Raw genomic sequence first — 16,486 nt, forward strand, 5'->3', positions numbered from 1 at the left:
GCAATGCTGCCTCGTGCTGCCGTTTTTATCCTAGTTTGGGGAGGAATCGACGTGAGGCAAAAGGTCTATGTGGACGGTGCACGTCCGGACATCCGGGTGCCGTTCAGCGAGGTGCTGCTGACCGGTGACGAGCCGCCGTTCCGGCTCTATGACACGTCCGGTCCGGGCAGCGAACCGTCGGAAGGGCTGCCGCCGCTGCGCAGACCCTGGTGGGCCGGGCAGACCCAGCTCGCCGCCGCGCGGGCCGGTGTCGTCACGCCGGAGATGGAGTTCGTCGCGGTCCGCGAGGGCGTCACCCCCGAGCTGGTGCGCGACGAGATCGCGGCGGGCCGGGCGGTGCTGCCGGCCAACCGGAACCACCCGGAGAGCGAGCCGATGATCATCGGGTCGCGGTTCCTCGTGAAGGTCAACGCGAACATCGGCACCTCCGCGGTCACCTCGTCGGTCGCCGAGGAGGTGGAGAAGCTGACCTGGGCCACCCGGTGGGGCGCCGACACCGTGATGGACCTGTCCACCGGGCCCAGGATTCACGAGACAAGAGAGGCGATCGTCCGGAATTCGCCCGTCCCGATCGGGACCGTGCCGATCTATCAGGCGCTGGAGAAGGTCAAGGGTGACCCGCTCGGCCTGAGCTGGGAGATCTTCCGGGAGACCGTGATCGAACAGGCCGAACAGGGCGTCGATTACATGACCATCCACGCCGGCGTGCTGCTCGCTTATGTGCCGCTCGCCGCCGAACGGGTCACCGGCATCGTGTCCCGAGGCGGTTCGATCATGGCGGCCTGGTGCCTCGCCGAACACCGGGAAAACTTCCTCTACACCCACTTCCGGGAACTCTGCGAGATCTTCCGGGAGTACGACATCACGTTCTCACTCGGCGACGGCCTGCGCCCCGGATCGATCGCTGACGCCAACGACGAAGCGCAGTTCGCGGAGCTGCGCACCCTCGGCGAACTCACCCATATCGCGTGGGAGTACGACGTGCAGGTCATGGTCGAAGGCCCCGGCCACGTGCCGATGCACAAGATCAAGGAGAACGTCGATCTGCAGGTGGAGCTGTGCGGTGGGGCGCCGTTCTACACGCTGGGGCCGCTCGCTACCGACATCGCGCCGGCCTATGACCACATCACGTCGGCCATCGGGGCCGCGATGATCGGGTGGTTCGGGACGGCGATGCTCTGTTACGTCACCCCGAAGGAGCATCTCGGGTTGCCGAACAAGGAGGACGTCAAGGCGGGGATGATCGCGTACAAGATCGCGGCGCACGCTGCTGACCTGGCGAAAGGCCATCCCGGGGCGCAGGAGTGGGACAACGCGCTGTCCCGGGCGCGGTTCGATTTCCGGTGGGAGGACCAGTTCGAGCTGTCGCTGGATCCGGAGACAGCCCGGGCCTATCACGACGAGACGCTGCCTGCGGCGCCCGCGAAGACGGCGCATTTCTGCTCGATGTGCGGGCCGAAGTTCTGCTCCATGAAGATCAGCCATGAGCTACGGGCAGCCGGGATGAAGGCCAAGTCGAACGAGTTCGTGGATGCGGGCGGGCGGGTCTATTTACCGGTCACGCCGTCTGCCTGATCGGGGTTCGCGGTTGTGGCTGCCGGCTTTGCGTGTGGCAGGAAGTCGTAGATCGGCTCGTGCGGCGTCTCGGGTTTCGCAGTCGGGACGCCGCCCACCGATTTGTTGAGCTCAGCGAGGGACTCGAGGGACTCGAGGGACTCGATGGCTTCGACGGCTTGGCGTTCGGCCTCTGGCTTGCGGCGGATGGGACGTTTGAGGGGAGGTTTCGGCGGCATTTCCTCGGCGGGGGTGGTCGCTTTCGGTGCTGCTTTCTTTCGTGGCGCGCGGGGTGGTTTCGCGGGTGCTGTTTCTTTCGCGACGGGTGCTGGTTCCTCCGAGGCCGTGGTCTTTTCCGGCGCCGGCTTCGATTCGGGCTCCGAGGGTACGGCCGGAGGCTCGATCCGATACCGATAGGTCACCCCGTCGTCGCGCACCACGAAGTCCTCGGCCCCGTCCGGCCGAGTCCAGGTGAGGATCATCTGCCCGTACTTCTCGGCCAGCTTCACCAACGCGGGAAATTTGTCGACGATGACAACGGGCTTGCCGGGCGGGCTGGGCATCGGCTCGACCGGCACCAGCAGATGGGGATAGCGCCGCTCGATCTGCTCCCGGCTCCTCAGCGGAACCTGGCGAAACGCGATGGTCGCGACGACTCCGGCGCAGAGCAGAGCTGCGAGCAGCAGGAATACGGCGTACTTGCGAGCCTGGGCGGCGGTGAGCAGATCTCGGCCGAACGCGGAAATCTGCCGGGGATAGATCGCGCCGCTGGAGGCGACCGACGAGCCGTCGATCACGAGACTCGACGCGCCGCCGGTCAGGGAGAACTGCACCGCGTTGAGTGCGAACGACAGTTGTGGCTCAAACGTCGAGCCGTCGCTGTGCTTGACCCGCGCGGTGATCGCCACCGTCGTCGCGCCGATCTCCGCACCGATGGCCTCGCTCGCCTCTTCAGCCCGATCCTCCATGCCGTTCAGATCGAGCGACACCGTCCCGGTGAACCGTTCGGAGGAGAACTCCTTGGCCTGGGCCAGCTGCATGGTGGAATGCCAGCCGCTCTCCGAGGAAAGGCGGGCGAATACGTCGACCTCGCCGGGTTTCCCGAGGTACTCCAGCCGTAGCACGACGAATCGGACGAGCTTCCGATAGATCGGGTCGGGCGAGTAGGCGGTGGTGCCGTCGTACGCGGCGCTGCGCGGCACCTCGGCGGAGTAGGAGAAGGTCATCTTCTCGTTCTCGGCGCTGGAACCGCTGGTGGTCTGGGTCGCCGGTTTCATCCAGCCGAGTACACCGATCGCCAGCGCACACACGGTCAGCACGATCGAGAGCACGGCGACGGCCCGCAACGCGGGGTGGAGCCGCCTGACCGCCTTGGCCACGGTCAGCGCCGCAGCCCAGGACCCGCCTTGGCCGGACATACCCTTGATGACCCTCTTCTTCTGGCGGCCCCGGGGGATGTCCCGGCGGTTCCGGATCTTGGCCGCCCGGCTGCCGACGAACAGGAAACCGAGCATGCCCAGGCTCGTCGGGCTGACCAGCAATCGCAGCCAGGTGCCGACTTTCGGCACGTGAAGAACGGCCCGGCCGAGTACTTCGTCGGCGGTGGGAGTGTCCGTATCGATCGACTCGTTGTTGTCGCCCTTGAGGACGAAACCGGACTCGGCGTCACCACCGATGATGCGGTGCAGAACTTTCTTGCGGCCGTCAGCACCATGATATGCGGTGATGTCGCCTATCTCGTACGAATCGAATTTGGCGATGACGACAAGATCGCCGGCGTAGTAGACGGGGTTCATGCTGACGCCGTAGGTCACCACGTAACCGATTTGATGGGTGGAGATGGCCCAACCGCCGATGGCCGCCATCACGAGGATGGCGGCCATGACGTAAAGCTTGGCGGACTTCGAAATCGCGCTTACACCTGAGATCTCGAGGTCACGCATGACCTGCGATTAGACGACGGTGGCGTTGGTCACGACGTTGATGTCGAGCGTCTGAATGTTGCCATAGTAGCCAGTGCTGGCGGTGGTTCCGTCAGCTTTCTTCACGGTGCAGGTCCAGGCATCGCGCTCGGCGTCCGGCACGCAGATGAACTTGGCTGCGGAGTCACCGGTGAAGCCGGTACCGCCGTTGGGCGTGAGCGTGATCTTGTAGCCGGACGGGACGCCCGCTGCGGTGTTGACGACAACCTGGCTCAGCTGGGTGTTGGCGGTGGGGCCGCCGCCCGCAGTGTCGAGGAACGTGTAGTCCGTGCTCGACACGGTCACCCCGCCGTCGACGGTCTGGCGGACCGAGCCGCCGATGACCGACTCCGAGGTCTCGGTCAGGATGACGCCGCCGCCGGTGAAAGCGGTCGCGCCGGCGGCGACGACACCAGCAGCAGCGATACCACCGAGAAGCTGAATCATGTTGCGCATGTAGAGGTTCTCCCCAAGGTCGGTAGCCCAGCCAGCCCGGTGGGCTCTGTGGCTTTGCGTCCCCGGCTTGCGCCGGGTTTGCTCTGTTCGGCCGAGCGGGTTGCTCGATCTCGCTTACGCCAGGTTGTTCGGCTGGCGCCCCTGGTGGCTAAGCGTTAGAAGCCAATTTCCCGGCGCATTCTTCGAGGTTTCTACACCTGAGTGCAGCTCGGGTGCTAAGGGGTCGCGAGGCCGTCGTTTCCGGGGGAGAAACAGCGCACGGCGGCCGTCGGGAGGACGGCCGCCGCGGGTACCCAAGAAGGGGTCAGAGCTTGTAGAACGTCACGTAGTGGTCCGGGGTGAAGTAGGCGACCCGGGTGCTGCGGTTGACGACGATCCGGTATGCGTCACGGCTGGCGCCGCGGGCGCGGGAGTAGACGTCGTATTCGCTGTACGTGGCCGTCGGGAGCTGGCCTTCGCGGTTCTGGAACGTGCCGCCGGTGTAGTTGTATTTGCCGTACGGCCAGGAGTACCAGCCGGCGCTCGTCGGCCAGCCCAGGGACTGCCAGCCGGTGAAGGCGGTACGCGCGGCCGAGCAGCGGCTGATCGTGCAGCTGCTGTAAACCGCCGCCTGTGCCGCGTCGGTGGCGGCCGGCGCCACGATGGCGGGTGCCACCAGTGCGGTGCCCGACAGGGCGAAGACCAGGGCGACGCCTGCGAAGAGGCGGCCGATTCGGGACAGCGGGCGGGCTTGCCGGTCAGTGATCATGATCGGACTCCGATGCCGTGGGGGGATTGACCCGGACATCGACTATCCTCACTGTGATGTCGGCTGCTGGGTACCTCCCGATCCGGTCATTCCACCGGAGTTCGGCAAAGCTTTACGAGTTGCCGAGACCCTTCATCCAGTCTTCGTATTCCGACTCTTGCTGACCCTGCGGGCCCCGGCGCGGCGGCGGGCCGCTGATCGAGGTCGGCTCGACGACCTGCGGGCGCGGCATCGTGGCGTTCACCCGTGGCAGCTCGGCGGTGTCGATCCCGGTACGCGGGCTCGGGTTCGCCGTGGTGAAGCCGTCGAACGAGTTACCTGGGGAAGGTGGGTTCTCCGGTGCTGGACGACGGGTCCGCCAGCCGCGGCGAGGGCTCGGACCGGGGTCCTGCTGACCGGAGAACCGGGCCGGAGCCTCGGGCGCGGGCGGACCGGAGTGCCGGGGCGCGGGGGCCTGCTGCTGGTTCTGCTGCTGGTTTTGGTGCTGGTTTTGCTGCTGGCCGAACGGCGTACCGCTGCCGGAGGAGAAGGGTGAGGCGGGCGCGTTGGCCGGCGCTTGGTTGGCCAGGTCGGCGAAGGGGTGCGGCCGGTCGCCGGCGTAACCGATCACGCCGGTATCCGAGGGGCGCAGCTGCGCGTCCGGGCGCTGCGCCGCGGCCGCCGCCAGGTTGGCGTGGTGAGGCTGGTGCGAAGGCTGAGGATGCCGCGATTGCTGGGGCTGCTGAGGTGCCGGGTCGCGCCGGGGCAGCGGCGGGAATTCGGCATCCAGCGCCTGTGCCGTGTTCAGAGCGCGGTTGTGCGAGGCAGCGCTGCCAGATGCAGCGCTGCCAGATGCAGTGCTGTCAGGTGCAGTGCTGTCAGAGGCGGCAGCCGCGTTGTGGGCGGTCCCGGCGGGTGCGTCACCCACTGAACTCGGCGTTCCTCGCACGATCGCGGCCAGCACCGACCCGAGCACGCCGGCGCCGCTCGCCGTCATCGCCGCCCAGTACGGATCGAAGGTGAAGCCGGTCGACTCGCCGGGGCCGGCGATCAGGTAGGCCACCGTCAGCAGCGCCGGGCCGGCCAGGCCGGTGAGCGCCACCGTGGTGATCGGCATCCGGCGGCCGCGGGCCACCCAGCCGAGAATCAGACCGGTGAGCAGGGCGAGCACCGGCATCGTGACGAACGGGGTGTGCTCGACGACCGCGGCCGGGATGAGGCTGCCGTCCAGCACGCCGAGGCGCACCGGGGCCGGGGTGCGGCCGGGCAGCAGCGACGGCGTCACCGCGATCAGCGCGACGATCCAGACCAGCACGGTCATGGTGCCGAGGTTCCACCGGGCGACCGCACGGGCGGCGGCGGCCCAGGCCGCGAAGATGCCGACCGCGGCGCCGAGGACCGCGCACACGCCGATGACGAAGACCGGGTCGACGCCGGCGACCGAGGCGGACCGGGCCGGCTGCATGGTCAGCGGGAGCACCACGAGTGCGCCGAGGCCGCCGGCGAGGCCGACGCCGAGTGCGCCGCCGGTGCCGACCGGCTGCGGCAGCCAGCGAGGCCGGAAGCCGGTGCCGACGATCGCGCCGACCGCGGCCGCTGTCATCGCGATCCAGGCGACCCAGGCGAGCTGGGACGTCCATAGATCACTCGCAGTGACGTCGAGATCCCGATCGAGCCGAACCATGCTGAGCCCGTAGGCGAGGCCGAGCTGTCCCGCGCCGACCACAGCGGCTGCTGCGGTTGTCGTCGCCAGTAGCTTCACCCAGCTCCGAAATCCCATGCCGCGCACGTTACGGAATCCGCACACTGACACGCCAGTCTGGGGCCCGCTTATTAAGACACCCTAAAGTCTGGATCATTAGTATCGATCCGTGTCACTATGTGTGTCATCACCCAGGGTGACCGGTGGGCGACGTAGGGGTTGGTTGCCACGTGCACCGTCCGCAGTGGACACTATTGCCGCACCGGACAGCGAGTCCGTCGCGTCGTGCCAATCCTTGCGAACGTGAGAACCTCACAAGGTCACGGGACGGAAATCTCAGTGGCTGGAACGGTGGCGGTGACTTCTTGGAAGGTCGCGGGTGAGGCATTCGCGCACGTCAAACCGGACTTCACCATCGTTTCCCGCGTCCGCGCGTTGTTATCACCCGGACAGCCGGGCATTTCCGGGGAGGATCCGCACTTCCCAAAAGGACCGGCGTTCTGGTGAAATCGCCGCCGTGCCGAATTCGGCGCGGGCTTTGCTGCGGGCACCGGACGGGGCCGGACCGCGGACCCTTGTGCGCCGGCCACCCCGCCGGAGCCGATCGGGGACGACCACGAAGGAGATGTCGTGAGCACGGGATCCTCGGCCCAGGCTGCACGACGCGGTGGCCTCCTAGGGCTTCGGGACGCGCGGATGCGCGCCAAACTGGCCGCTCTGCTCTTCGTGCCCCTCGCCGCGGTGCTGGTCCTCGCGACCGTGCGGCTCGCGGAGGTCGGCGAACAGGCCGGTGATGCCGGACGAGTGGCCGACCTGACCGCGCTCGGCACCGACCTGTCCCGGCTGACCGGTCTGCTGCACGACGAGCGGATGGCCGCGCTCGCGTACCTGGCCGTGCCGGACGCCGCGGACACCGGTTATCGGGAAGCGGTCAAGGCTGTCGACACGCAGGTGCAGGTCTTCCGTACGGATCGGGCCGCGATCGACGAGATTCCCTCGCTGGTGACCGACCGGCTGGCGGTCGTCGACACCGCGCTCAGCGGGCTGCCCGCGGCTCGCGGTGGCGTCTCCGACCGGTCCGCCGCGATCGCCGACACCACCCAGCGGTACGGCGACGCGCTCGCCGGCCTGGGCGGTTTCGACAACACGCTGAGCCGGGTTGCCGAGCCGGGAGCGGTCGCCGACGGACTGCGGACCCTCGCCGCGTTCGCACGGATCGAGTCGGCGGCGGCACAGCAGGCGGCGGTCACCTTCTTAGCGCGTACCCAAGGGGGGGTGGACGCGGCACGGCAGCAAGCGATCGTCGCAGCGCAAGCAAGTCGCGCGGAGGCGCTGACCGACCTCCGGTCGGTCGCGACGGAGCGGCAGATCGCCCTGGTCGAGTCGGTCGTCGAGGACGATGCGGTGGCTCGAGCCGACACCCTCTCCACCGACGGGCGCGGGCTCGGCGCGACCGCGCCCAACGACGTTGTCGAAGCCTTCGGTACGGTGACCGGCCTCTTCCGGGCCGCTGACGTCCAGCTCGGTGAGCAGGCCGTGGCGGCCGCGCAGGACAGCGGCACCGACGCCTCCCGGCGCGCCACGATCGAGTTCGTCCTGGTCCTGCTCGTGCTGCTGCTCGCCGTCGTCGTCGCGATCTACCTGGGGCGATCGATGCACCTCGCGGTACGCAGGCTGCGGGAGGGCGCGCTCGCGGTGGCGAACCGGGATCTTCCCGAAGCCGTGACTCGTTTGCAGGACGTGGAGAACCTGGGCGAAGGCGGCGTCGAGCGGATCCTCGCCGAGACCCGGGACCCGATCATGGTCACCGAGCACGACGAGTTCGGGCAGGTGGCCGAGGCCTTCAACATGGTGCACCGGGAAGCCATCCGGGTCGCTGCCGAGCAGGCCGCGCTGCGCACCAGCGTCTCGACGATGTTCCTCAGCCTCGCCCGGCGCAGCCAGGCCCTTGTCGACCGGATGATCGGCGAGCTCGACCAGATCGAGCGCCTGGAGGAGGACCCGAAGCGGCTGGCCCGCCTCTTCGAGCTCGACCACCTCGCCACCCGGATGCGCCGCAACGACGAGAACCTGCTGGTCCTGGCGGGCGCCGAGGTCGGTGCGCCGCGCCGCGAGGACGCGCTGCTGATCGACGCGCTGCGGGCTGCCCAGTCCGAGGTCGAGCTCTACCACCGGATCGAGTTCGGCTCGATCGACACCGACGTGCTCGTCTCCGCCGCGGCCGTCAACGACGTGGTACGCCTGCTCGCCGAACTGCTCGACAATGCCACCCGGTTCTCGCCGCCGTCGACGCTGGTGATGGCGCACGGCGGCCGGGTCGGCGACCAGGCCGTGATCCAGGTCGAGGACCGTGGTCTCGGCATCACCGCCGATCAGATGGACCAGATCAACCGGCGTCTCGACGAACCGACCGCGGTGGATGTCAGCGCGTTCCGGCTGATGGGTTTCGCCGTGATCGGTCGTCTCGCCGCCCGGCACGGCATCGGCGTCGAGCTGCGGCCGGGCAGCGAGGGCGGCACGATCGCCGAGATCACGCTGCCGTCCGATGTCGCCGTGGTGCCGGGTGGGGTGCCGTCGGTTCCGGCCCGTGCCGCCAGCTGGACCCGGCCTGGCCCGGCGCCGCTGGGGCCCGGCCGGGTTCCCGGGCGTCCCGAGGTTCCCGGGCGTCCCGAGCCGCGGGCCGAGGTGCGGCCGCCGGTGCGGTCGGCGCCGATGCCTGCTGAGCCGTTGTTCCGGCAGCAGCAGCTAGCAGCCGGGCCGGTGTCCGATTTGGATCTTCGGCCGACGCCGGATCGGCCGCCGTTGCCCTCCCGGGCGCCGGCCGAGCCGGTTGCTCCGGTTTCGTTCGGCGGATTTGCCGCTGACGACCGGATCCAGCTGGAGATGCAGCACAACTGGTTCGATCAGAGTGAGGACGCGCAGAGCCAGGTAGGTATGCCGACGGCGGGTTATGCGCCGCCGCCCGCACCTGCTCCGGTCTCTGCTCCGCCGGTCTCTGCTCCGCCGGTCTCTGCTCCGCCTGTTTTTGGTCCGCCGGTCTCTGCCCCGCCGATTCCGGTCTCTGCCCCGCCGATTCCGGTTTCTGTTCCTCCGGCGCCGGTTTCGGCCCCTCCGGTCACCGCCGCTGTGCCGAAGCCGCGTCAGTCGCCTGAGGACCGGTGGCGGACCACCGCTGACGAGGGCTGGCAGCGGGCGATGGCCGCCGCCGTCCCTCAGGACGCCGGCATCACCCGATCCGGACTTCCCAAACGAGTCCCGCAGGCACAATTGGTGCCCGGCGGGGTGCAGACCCAGCCGCGGACCCAGCACCGTCGCAATCCGGACGAGGTGCGTGGCCTGCTTTCCTCGTACCACCGCGGGGTGCAAAGAGGGCGGACGGACGGCGTTGCCGACTCCGGCGCCACAGCTCCTAAGGAGAATGAACAGTGACCAGGCCCCCCACCATGCACGACATGGGTTGGCTGCTCAGCAACTTCGCCGACAGCATCGCGGGCATTGCGCACGTGATCGCCGTCTCGGCGGACGGTCTGCTGCTGGCCTCGTCGCGTGATCTGCCAGCGGACCGGGCGGATCAGCTCGCCGCGATCACCTCCGGCGTGGTCAGCCTGACCGACGGCGCGTCCCGGATGTTCAACGCCGGGAAGGTGCAGCAGACCATTATCGAAATGGACAGCGGTTATCTTTTCCTGATGTCCATCAGCGACGGATCATCGATGGCTGTCCTGGCGGCGCGCAGTTGCGACGTCGGCCAGGTCGGTTACGAGATGGCCCTCGTGGTGGAACGGGTCGGCGCGGCACTGTCGCCGGCGCCACGCGAGGCTGTCAGTTACTGATCTTTCAAACATGGCGAGGTGACCGCGACATGTCAGAGCCGCATGATCCCAGGGGCAACCTGGTGCGGCCGTACGCGGTCACCCGTGGCCGGACCGAGCCGATCCGGGAGATCCCGATCGAAGCGGTTCTGGTCGCGAGCGCGGCGGCCGTGCAGGAATCGAGGTTCGCCGGGCATGACAAGTACCGCCTAGCCGTGTTGTGCGAGCCGAAGGCCCAATCGCTCGCTGAACTCGCGGCGCTCACCCGGTTACCGCTGGGGGTGACTCGGGTGCTCGTCGCCGACATGGTGGCCGACGGGTTGTTGACGCTGCACAGTGCCGCTCCCCGGACTGGATTCGCGGAGCGGATGGATCTTCTGGGAAGGGTGTTAGGTGGATTACGCAAGCTCTGAGGGGGCCGGAGCGCGTCCCACGGAGATCACGTCCGCGAAGATCGTCGTCGCCGGTGGGTTCGGCGTGGGCAAGACGACTCTCGTGGGCGCCGTCTCCGAGATCGAGCCGCTGACCACGGAAGCCGTGATGACCGCGGCCGGCGAGGGCATCGACGACGCTTCGAAGGTGCCCGGTAAGGGCTCGACCACGGTGGCGATGGACTTCGGCCGCATCACGATGGCCGACGACCTGATCCTCTATCTGTTCGGCACGCCCGGGCAGACCCGCTTCTGGTTCATGTGGGATGAGCTGATCAGGGGAGCGGTCGGTGCGGCGGTTCTCGTCGACACCCGGCGGCTCACCGACGCGTTCGCGCCGCTGGACTACTTCGAGAACCGGCATCTTCCGTACCTCGTCGCGGTGAACTGCTTCGAGAGCGCGCCGCGTTACGAGCCGGAAGAGGTCCGTGAGGCGCTCGCCATCCCGGCGCGGGTGCCGCTGCTCATGTGTGACGCGCGGCATCGCGAGTCCGCCAAGGCCGTACTGATCGGGGTGGTCGAGCATGCGATGGCGACCCTTGTGGCCGAGCACGAAGGCCACCCAGCCTCGGTCGGCTAGATTTCCCGACCTGATCCTGCGGACGGAGCGCCTGGTCCTGCGGCCACTGCGCGATTCGGACGCGCAGGACGTGGTGGCCGGCGCTTCCGATCCGGTCACCCAGCAGTGGCTGCCGCTGCCACGCCCGTACACGGTCGACCACGCCCGCGCCTTCATCAACCGCCTGGCGCCCGGTCTGCACGCGGTCGGCCACGGCGTGGTCCGCGCCATCGAACACAACGGTGCCTTCGCCGGCGTCATCGACCTGAAGCGGACCGACTGGATCGCCCGCGTGACCGAAATCGGTTACTGGGCGATGCCCGCTTTCCGTGGCCGGGGCGTGATGACCGAGGCGACGGCGGCACTGTCCCGCTGGGCACTGCACGACGGAGGCTTCGAGCGCGTCGAGCTGCGGATCGCCCCGGGGAACGTGGCCTCCAACCGGGTGGCGATCAAGTCCGGTTTCGCCCGCGAGGGGGTCGCCCGCAGCGCCGGCCAGATCCACGGCACCCGCGTCGACCTGGTCATTTACAGCCGGATCCCGACAGACCTTTGATCTTGGATATCGCTGGTGCTGGTGCTGGTGCTGGTGCTGGTGCTGGTGCTGGTGCTGTTTTGGCGGGCGGGGTGCTGGGGTTCGGTGTGTTGATTTGGGGTGCGATTCGCACCCGATGTCCACACGCACACCGGGAGACGGCTCCTGCGTGTCGAGTTCAGGTGCGAATCGCACCCTAAATCAACACGCGTTGGGTGGTGTGGTGGCTGGAGGCCCTACCGTGCTGCACATATCGGCTACCGGCCTGCCTTGCCGTGACAGCGCGTGACACCTGGCAGCCAGAAGTCTCCAAGATCGCGGGGAGTAGTCGGCTCGTGCCACTCAGCGGGACGCTGGGGCTGGTCAGGCGGGGATGCGGTAACCGCGTTTCACAACTGTTTGGATTACGCCCGGGACGGCCAGGCCGGCTCGGAGGCGGGCCACCGCCATCTCGACCGCGTGCTCGTCGGCGCCGCGGGGGAGGGCCTGCAGCAGCGAGGCGCGGGAGAGCACCCGTCCGGGTGAGCCGGCGAGTTCTCGCAGCACGGCCATCGGGGCCGGGGCGAGTGGTCGAAGCTCGCCGTCGACGATCGCGGCGTGGCCTCGCAGTGTCAGCGAGTGGCCGGCCACCTCCAGGGTGACGGCACGTTTTGGCAGCTCGTCGACGATCGTGCGGACCATGGCGCTGAGCCGGGCCCGGCCGGGTGTGACAACCGGGATGCCCTGCCGGCGCAACGGGGCCGCGGTGACCGGGCCCACGCAGGCGGCCAGAACGTCGCCGCGGAGCGATTCGAGAACCGTGTCGGTGCCCGTCCCGGCGGCGCGGAGCACGGCCTGGACGGCGGCGGCCGAGGTGAACGTCACGGCGTCCACCAGCCTGCCGAGGATCAGGTCGACCAGCCGGTGCAGCGGTGCCGGGTCGACCGGCGGCGCCCAGCGGTAGACCGGCACCTCGATGACCCGGGCGCCGGCGCGCTGCAGGGCCTCGGTGTATTCGGGCTGGCTCTCACCATGCAGTTGCAGCGCCACGGTGAGACCGGCCACGCCCCTGCTGGTCAGGTGGTCGACGACTTCTTCGTAGCCCTCGCCCTCGGGGGTCCACTGATCGTGCAGGCCGGCTGCGCGGACCGCGGCGCGGGCCTTGGGTCCGCGGGCCACCAGGTACGACCGGGAGAGCACTGTGCGCAGCGGCTCGGCCAGTCCCCAGCTCTCGGCGGCCTCGAGCCAGCCGCGCATGCCGATGCCGGTGTTTACCAGCACGATGTCGGGTGGTGTGTCGAGGCAGGCCCGGGTTGCCGCACGTAGCTCGGCGTCGTCGGCGATGGGCACGATGCGCAGTGCCGGCGCCAGCACCACGCGGGCGCCGCGTGCTTCGAGCAGGGTGGCGAGCTCGTCCTTACGCCCGTCGGCGGTGACCCCGATCGTGTAACCGGAGAGGGCCGCGGCCGGCTCGGCGAGCGCGGCAGCAGTCAGCACCGCCCGGCGAGAGCCCGGGTTCCGATCCGTCATCCCAGACCCGGTTTGAGAAGGTCCAGGCCCGGTTTTGGAAGACCCAGGCCCGGTTTTGGAAGACCCAGGTCCGGCTTCAGGAGAGCCGATTCTGGGGCGAGAAGTCGCGGCGTGGCCGAACGGTCCACCGAAGGGCACGCTCGAAGCCCGCCGTCCTCAGCGTCGACCCGCTCCCACGTCACGCCTGCGTTCTTCGCCGTACCTCCGTCCGGGGCACGCCGCGACTCCTCCTCGCCGAACCGGCGAACCGGTCCGGCGGACATCGTCAGGTCCGTCCTCAACCCTGACGATGGTCTTTCCATGGTGCGCCCCCGGAGGCGGCTTCGGCCAATCCCGAACCGCATCGTTGGGAGAACCGCACCGTTGGCCATGACCGAAGCGTGCCGGGGGCGAATTTCGGAAGAGCGTCCCATTTGTTTCAAGCCTGCTAAGTCAGGCACGATCGGTTGCGGCACCCGGTTCGGCAGTGTCCGGCCCGCGGAGTATGCTTGCCTCGATTGGGTTCCACCGGGCTGAGTGTCTGCAACCAGGATGCTCGCCGGGTTTCTGGTGCCCTGATCACTGCCTGTTTTGACCACGCGCCGCGCAGCCGGGTATTGTTTCCTGCTGTTGTGCGACTGTTGCGAGTGGTCCCTCTGCGGGGTCGCTTGACGCATCGACTCGATGTGACCGGCGCGCTCCCCCAGACCGACGACGAGACAAGGTAATTCTGTGCGTACGTACACCCCGAAGCCGGGTGAGATCGAGCGTCAGTGGCACATTATCGACGCTTCTGACGTCGTTCTGGGCCGGCTCGCCACCCACACCGCCACCCTCCTGCGTGGCAAGCACAAGCCGACGTTCGCCCCGCACGTTGACACCGGTGACTTCGTGGTGATCATCAACGCTGGCAAGGTCGCTCTGACCGGCAACAAGCGGCAGACCAAGATCGCTTACCGGCACTCCGGTTACCCGGGTGGCCTCAAGCAGGTCAGCTACGAGGAGCTTCTGACGAAGCGCCCCGAGCGGGCGATCGAGCTGGCCGTCAAGGGCATGCTCCCGCACAACAAGCTGGCGCGGCAGATCATCAAGAAGCTGAAGGTGTACCCGGGTGCCGAGCACCCGCACGCCGCCCAGCAGCCGCAGCCGTTCGAGATCAAGCAGATCGCGCAGTGAGCGCGGGAGAAGGTAGCAACAGCGTGTCCGACAACATCGAGCCCGAGGTTACCGAGGTCGTCGAGACCGTCGAGACCGTTGAGGCCGTCGAAGAGCCCGCCGCCGAGACGGCTGTCGTCGTCGAGACGCCGGCTCCGGCTCCGGTTCGCGCCCCGCGTCCGGGTGACCGCCCGATCCAGACCGTTGGCCGCCGCAAGGAGGCCATCGTCCGGGTGCGTCTCGTGCCCGGCACCGGCAAGATCACCTGCAATGGCCGCGAGCTCGAGAACTACTTCCCGAGCAAGGTGAACCAGCAGCTCATCCGTGAGCCGTTCGTCACCACCGAGCGCGCCGAGCAGTTCGACGTCATCGCGAACCTGCGTGGCGGCGGCATCACCGGCCAGGCCGGTGCGCTGCGCCTCGCCATCGCCCGCGCGCTCATCACGAGCGACCCGGACGACCGCCCGGCCCTGAAGAAGGCCGGCTTCCTGACCCGTGACGCCCGGGTCAAGGAGAGCAAGAAGTACGGTCTCAAGAAGGCCCGTAAGGCTCCGCAGTACTCGAAGCGCTGATTTTTGCGCCGCTTCTGACCGACGGTCGAGCGCACCCCTGTTCACAAGGGGCGTGCTCGGCCGTCGCTGTTTTTCTCCCTCCCCAACCAGCCGTTCCGGTACTCGGAAACAGGCACGCCCTGAGGCAGTCTTGTTTGACGTGTCACCGGCGAAAGGAAGCCGCCATGGGGCGACTCTTCGGCACCGACGGCGTTCGCGGTCTCGCGAACGGCGATCTGCTCACCCCCGAGCTCGCGCTCTCTGTCGCTGTCGCGGCCGCGCGGGTTCTGGTCGAGGCTGACAGCAGCCACCAGCCGCTTGCGATAGTGGGGCGTGACCCCCGGGCCAGCGGAGAAATGCTGGAGGCGGCCGTCGTGGCCGGCCTGACCAGTGCCGGGGCCAACGTGGTGCGGGTCGGCGTGCTACCCACGCCGGCGGTGGCGTACCTGGTGGGGCAGACGAATGCCGATCTCGGAGTGATGCTCTCCGCATCGCACAACCCCATGCCGGACAACGGGATCAAGCTCTTCGCCGCCGGTGGCGCCAAGCTGCCGGACGAGTTGGAGGAGCGGATCGAGCAGGCCGTCGCGGACGGCCACGGACTGGTCGGGCGCCCGACCGGCGGCGCGATCGGCCGGGTGCACGACCTTCTCGACGGCGCCGAGCACTACATCCGGCATCTGGTCGAGTCGGCTCCGCACCCGCTGGCCGGAATCAAGGTCGTCGTGGACTGCGCCAACGGTGCGGCGAGCGACGTGGCGCCGGTGGCGTACCGGGAGGCCGGCGCGGAGGTCATCGCGATCCACGCCGAGCCGGACGGCCTCAACATCAACGAGGAGTGCGGCTCGACGCACCTGGACAAGGTGCGCGAAGCGGTGCTGCGTGAGGGTGCCGACCTCGGCTTGGCGCACGACGGCGACGCCGACCGGTGCCTCGCGGTCACCGCGGCCGGTGACGTCGTCGACGGCGACCAGATCATGGCGATCCTGGCGCTGGCCATGCGCGACGCCGGCACGCTCACCGACGACACCCTGGTCGCCACCGTGATGAGCAACCTCGGCCTGCGGATCGCGATGAAGCAGTCCGGGATCAAGCTGATCGAGACGAAGGTCGGCGACCGGTACGTCCTGGAGGAGCTGCAGAGCGGCGGCCTCGCGCTCGGCGGTGAGCAGAGCGGGCACATCGTCATGCCGGCCTTCGCCACCACCGGCGACGGCGTGCTGACCGGCCTGCACCTGATGGCCCAGGTGGCGTCGAGCGGCAAGTCGCTCGCTGACCTGGCCTCCGTGGTGCACACGCTGCCGCAGGTGCTGATCAACGTGAAGGTCGGTGACCGGGAAGCCGGCGCTGCCGCGCCGACCGTGCAGGCCGCGGTCGCTCTCGCGGAGAACGAACTGGGCGAGACCGGCCGGGTGCTGCTGCGCCCGTCGGGCACCGAGCCGCTGGTCCGGGTGATGGTCGAGGCCGCCACCGAGGAGAAGGCTCGCGCTGTCGCCGAGCGGATCGCCGAAGAGGTGCGGGCCGCGAGCCCGGCCTGATCGATCTGGGTTGAGTC

General features: G+C 68.6%; 14 protein-coding genes and 1 riboswitch. Of the genes, 9 read left to right on the plus strand and 5 right to left on the minus strand.

Annotated elements, in window-relative coordinates:
• The first annotated feature begins 45 nt into the window (after positions 1-45).
• Complete coding sequence (gene thiC / locus ACQP2E_RS03055) at positions 46-1,575, plus strand: phosphomethylpyrimidine synthase ThiC (RefSeq protein ID WP_433833740.1); 1,530 nt, start codon at positions 46-48, stop codon at positions 1,573-1,575.
• On the opposite strand, the gene ACQP2E_RS03060 is transcribed toward thiC, so the two are convergent.
• The 4 genes from ACQP2E_RS03060 to ACQP2E_RS03075 all read right to left on the minus strand — a co-directional run bounded on the left by ACQP2E_RS03060 (position 1,548) and on the right by ACQP2E_RS03075 (position 6,478).
• Positions 1,548-3,497: a signal peptidase I gene (locus ACQP2E_RS03060; RefSeq protein WP_433828352.1), complete on the minus strand. Its 1,950-nt coding sequence runs from the start codon at positions 3,495-3,497 to the stop codon at positions 1,548-1,550. The genes thiC and ACQP2E_RS03060 overlap by 28 nt on opposite strands.
• 9 nt (positions 3,498-3,506) lie before the next feature.
• A complete protein-coding gene (locus ACQP2E_RS03065) occupies positions 3,507-3,971 on the minus strand; it encodes a hypothetical protein (RefSeq protein WP_433828353.1) in 465 nt (154 codons plus the stop codon).
• Between the two features lie 18 nt (positions 3,972-3,989).
• Positions 3,990-4,064: riboswitch (cyclic di-GMP riboswitch) on the minus strand.
• Between the two features lie 211 nt (positions 4,065-4,275).
• Positions 4,276-4,719 carry a ribonuclease domain-containing protein gene (locus ACQP2E_RS03070; protein ID WP_433828354.1) on the minus strand — a complete coding sequence of 148 codons (444 nt, stop codon included), beginning with the start codon at positions 4,717-4,719 and terminating at the stop codon, positions 4,276-4,278.
• Positions 4,720-4,831: 112 nt separating this feature from the next.
• Positions 4,832-6,478 (minus strand): hypothetical protein, encoded by a 1,647-nt coding sequence (locus ACQP2E_RS03075; RefSeq protein ID WP_433828355.1) that lies wholly within the window; start codon positions 6,476-6,478, stop codon positions 4,832-4,834.
• Positions 6,479-7,096: 618 nt separating this feature from the next.
• Here ACQP2E_RS03075 and ACQP2E_RS03080 point away from each other — a divergent pair.
• From ACQP2E_RS03080 to ACQP2E_RS03100, 5 genes are read left to right on the plus strand one after another with little or no spacing between them, the layout of a single operon-like run.
• Complete coding sequence (locus ACQP2E_RS03080; RefSeq protein WP_433828356.1) at positions 7,097-9,829, plus strand: nitrate- and nitrite sensing domain-containing protein; 2,733 nt, start codon at positions 7,097-7,099, stop codon at positions 9,827-9,829.
• Positions 9,826-10,233 carry a roadblock/LC7 domain-containing protein gene (locus ACQP2E_RS03085; RefSeq protein WP_111648470.1) on the plus strand — a complete coding sequence of 136 codons (408 nt, stop codon included), beginning with the start codon at positions 9,826-9,828 and terminating at the stop codon, positions 10,231-10,233. The genes ACQP2E_RS03080 and ACQP2E_RS03085 overlap by 4 nt, the downstream gene beginning before the upstream one ends.
• A 29-nt stretch (positions 10,234-10,262) precedes the next feature.
• The gene (locus tag ACQP2E_RS03090) at positions 10,263-10,625 is read left to right on the plus strand and encodes a DUF742 domain-containing protein (protein ID WP_433828357.1); all 363 of its coding nucleotides are present in this window, start codon (positions 10,263-10,265) and stop codon (positions 10,623-10,625) included.
• Positions 10,606-11,223 carry a GTP-binding protein gene (locus tag ACQP2E_RS03095; RefSeq protein WP_433828358.1) on the plus strand — a complete coding sequence of 206 codons (618 nt, stop codon included), beginning with the start codon at positions 10,606-10,608 and terminating at the stop codon, positions 11,221-11,223. Before ACQP2E_RS03090 ends, ACQP2E_RS03095 begins: the two co-directional genes overlap by 20 nt.
• The gene (locus tag ACQP2E_RS03100) at positions 11,168-11,758 is read left to right on the plus strand and encodes a GNAT family N-acetyltransferase (protein WP_433828359.1); all 591 of its coding nucleotides are present in this window, start codon (positions 11,168-11,170) and stop codon (positions 11,756-11,758) included. The genes ACQP2E_RS03095 and ACQP2E_RS03100 overlap by 56 nt, the downstream gene beginning before the upstream one ends.
• Before the next feature lie 342 nt (positions 11,759-12,100).
• Here ACQP2E_RS03100 and ACQP2E_RS03105 read toward each other — a convergent pair whose 3' ends face one another.
• Positions 12,101-13,246, minus strand: a complete 1,146-nt coding sequence (locus ACQP2E_RS03105) for a uroporphyrinogen-III synthase (protein WP_433828360.1) — start codon at positions 13,244-13,246, stop codon at positions 12,101-12,103.
• A 711-nt stretch (positions 13,247-13,957) separates the two neighbouring features.
• Between ACQP2E_RS03105 and rplM the strand changes: the two genes are divergently transcribed.
• The 3 genes from rplM to glmM all read left to right on the plus strand — a co-directional run bounded on the left by rplM (position 13,958) and on the right by glmM (position 16,469).
• The gene (gene rplM, locus ACQP2E_RS03110; RefSeq protein WP_433828361.1) at positions 13,958-14,401 is read left to right on the plus strand and encodes a 50S ribosomal protein L13; all 444 of its coding nucleotides are present in this window, start codon (positions 13,958-13,960) and stop codon (positions 14,399-14,401) included.
• Between the two features lie 23 nt (positions 14,402-14,424).
• Entirely contained in the window at positions 14,425-14,952 is a 528-nt protein-coding gene (rpsI, locus tag ACQP2E_RS03115) for a 30S ribosomal protein S9 (RefSeq protein WP_433828362.1), read from the plus strand.
• A gap of 164 nt (positions 14,953-15,116) precedes the next feature.
• Entirely contained in the window at positions 15,117-16,469 is a 1,353-nt protein-coding gene (gene glmM, locus ACQP2E_RS03120) for a phosphoglucosamine mutase (protein ID WP_433828363.1), read from the plus strand.
• The last annotated feature ends 17 nt before the right edge of the window (positions 16,470-16,486 follow it).

It is taken from the genome of Actinoplanes sp. CA-015351, assembly GCF_050955685.1.
Lineage (GTDB): Bacteria > Actinomycetota > Actinomycetes > Mycobacteriales > Micromonosporaceae > Actinoplanes.

Bases quoted from the DNA above. Each gene is read 5' to 3' on its own strand.
- ACQP2E_RS03060 (WP_433828352.1), bottom strand. From the start codon at position 3,497: ATGCGTGACCTCGAGATCTCAGGTGTAAGCGCGATTTCGAAGTCCGCC.
- ACQP2E_RS03065 (WP_433828353.1), bottom strand. From the start codon at position 3,971: ATGCGCAACATGATTCAGCTTCTCGGTGGTATCGCTGCTGCTGGTGTC.
- ACQP2E_RS03070 (WP_433828354.1), bottom strand. From the start codon at position 4,719: ATGATCACTGACCGGCAAGCCCGCCCGCTGTCCCGAATCGGCCGCCTC.
- ACQP2E_RS03075 (WP_433828355.1), bottom strand. From the start codon at position 6,478: ATGGGATTTCGGAGCTGGGTGAAGCTACTGGCGACGACAACCGCAGCA.
- ACQP2E_RS03080 (WP_433828356.1), top strand. From the start codon at position 7,097: ATGCGCGCCAAACTGGCCGCTCTGCTCTTCGTGCCCCTCGCCGCGGTG.
- ACQP2E_RS03090 (WP_433828357.1), top strand. From the start codon at position 10,263: ATGTCAGAGCCGCATGATCCCAGGGGCAACCTGGTGCGGCCGTACGCG.
- ACQP2E_RS03100 (WP_433828359.1), top strand. From the start codon at position 11,168: ATGCGATGGCGACCCTTGTGGCCGAGCACGAAGGCCACCCAGCCTCGG.
- ACQP2E_RS03105 (WP_433828360.1), bottom strand. From the start codon at position 13,246: ATGACGGATCGGAACCCGGGCTCTCGCCGGGCGGTGCTGACTGCTGCC.
- glmM (WP_433828363.1), top strand. From the start codon at position 15,117: ATGGGGCGACTCTTCGGCACCGACGGCGTTCGCGGTCTCGCGAACGGC.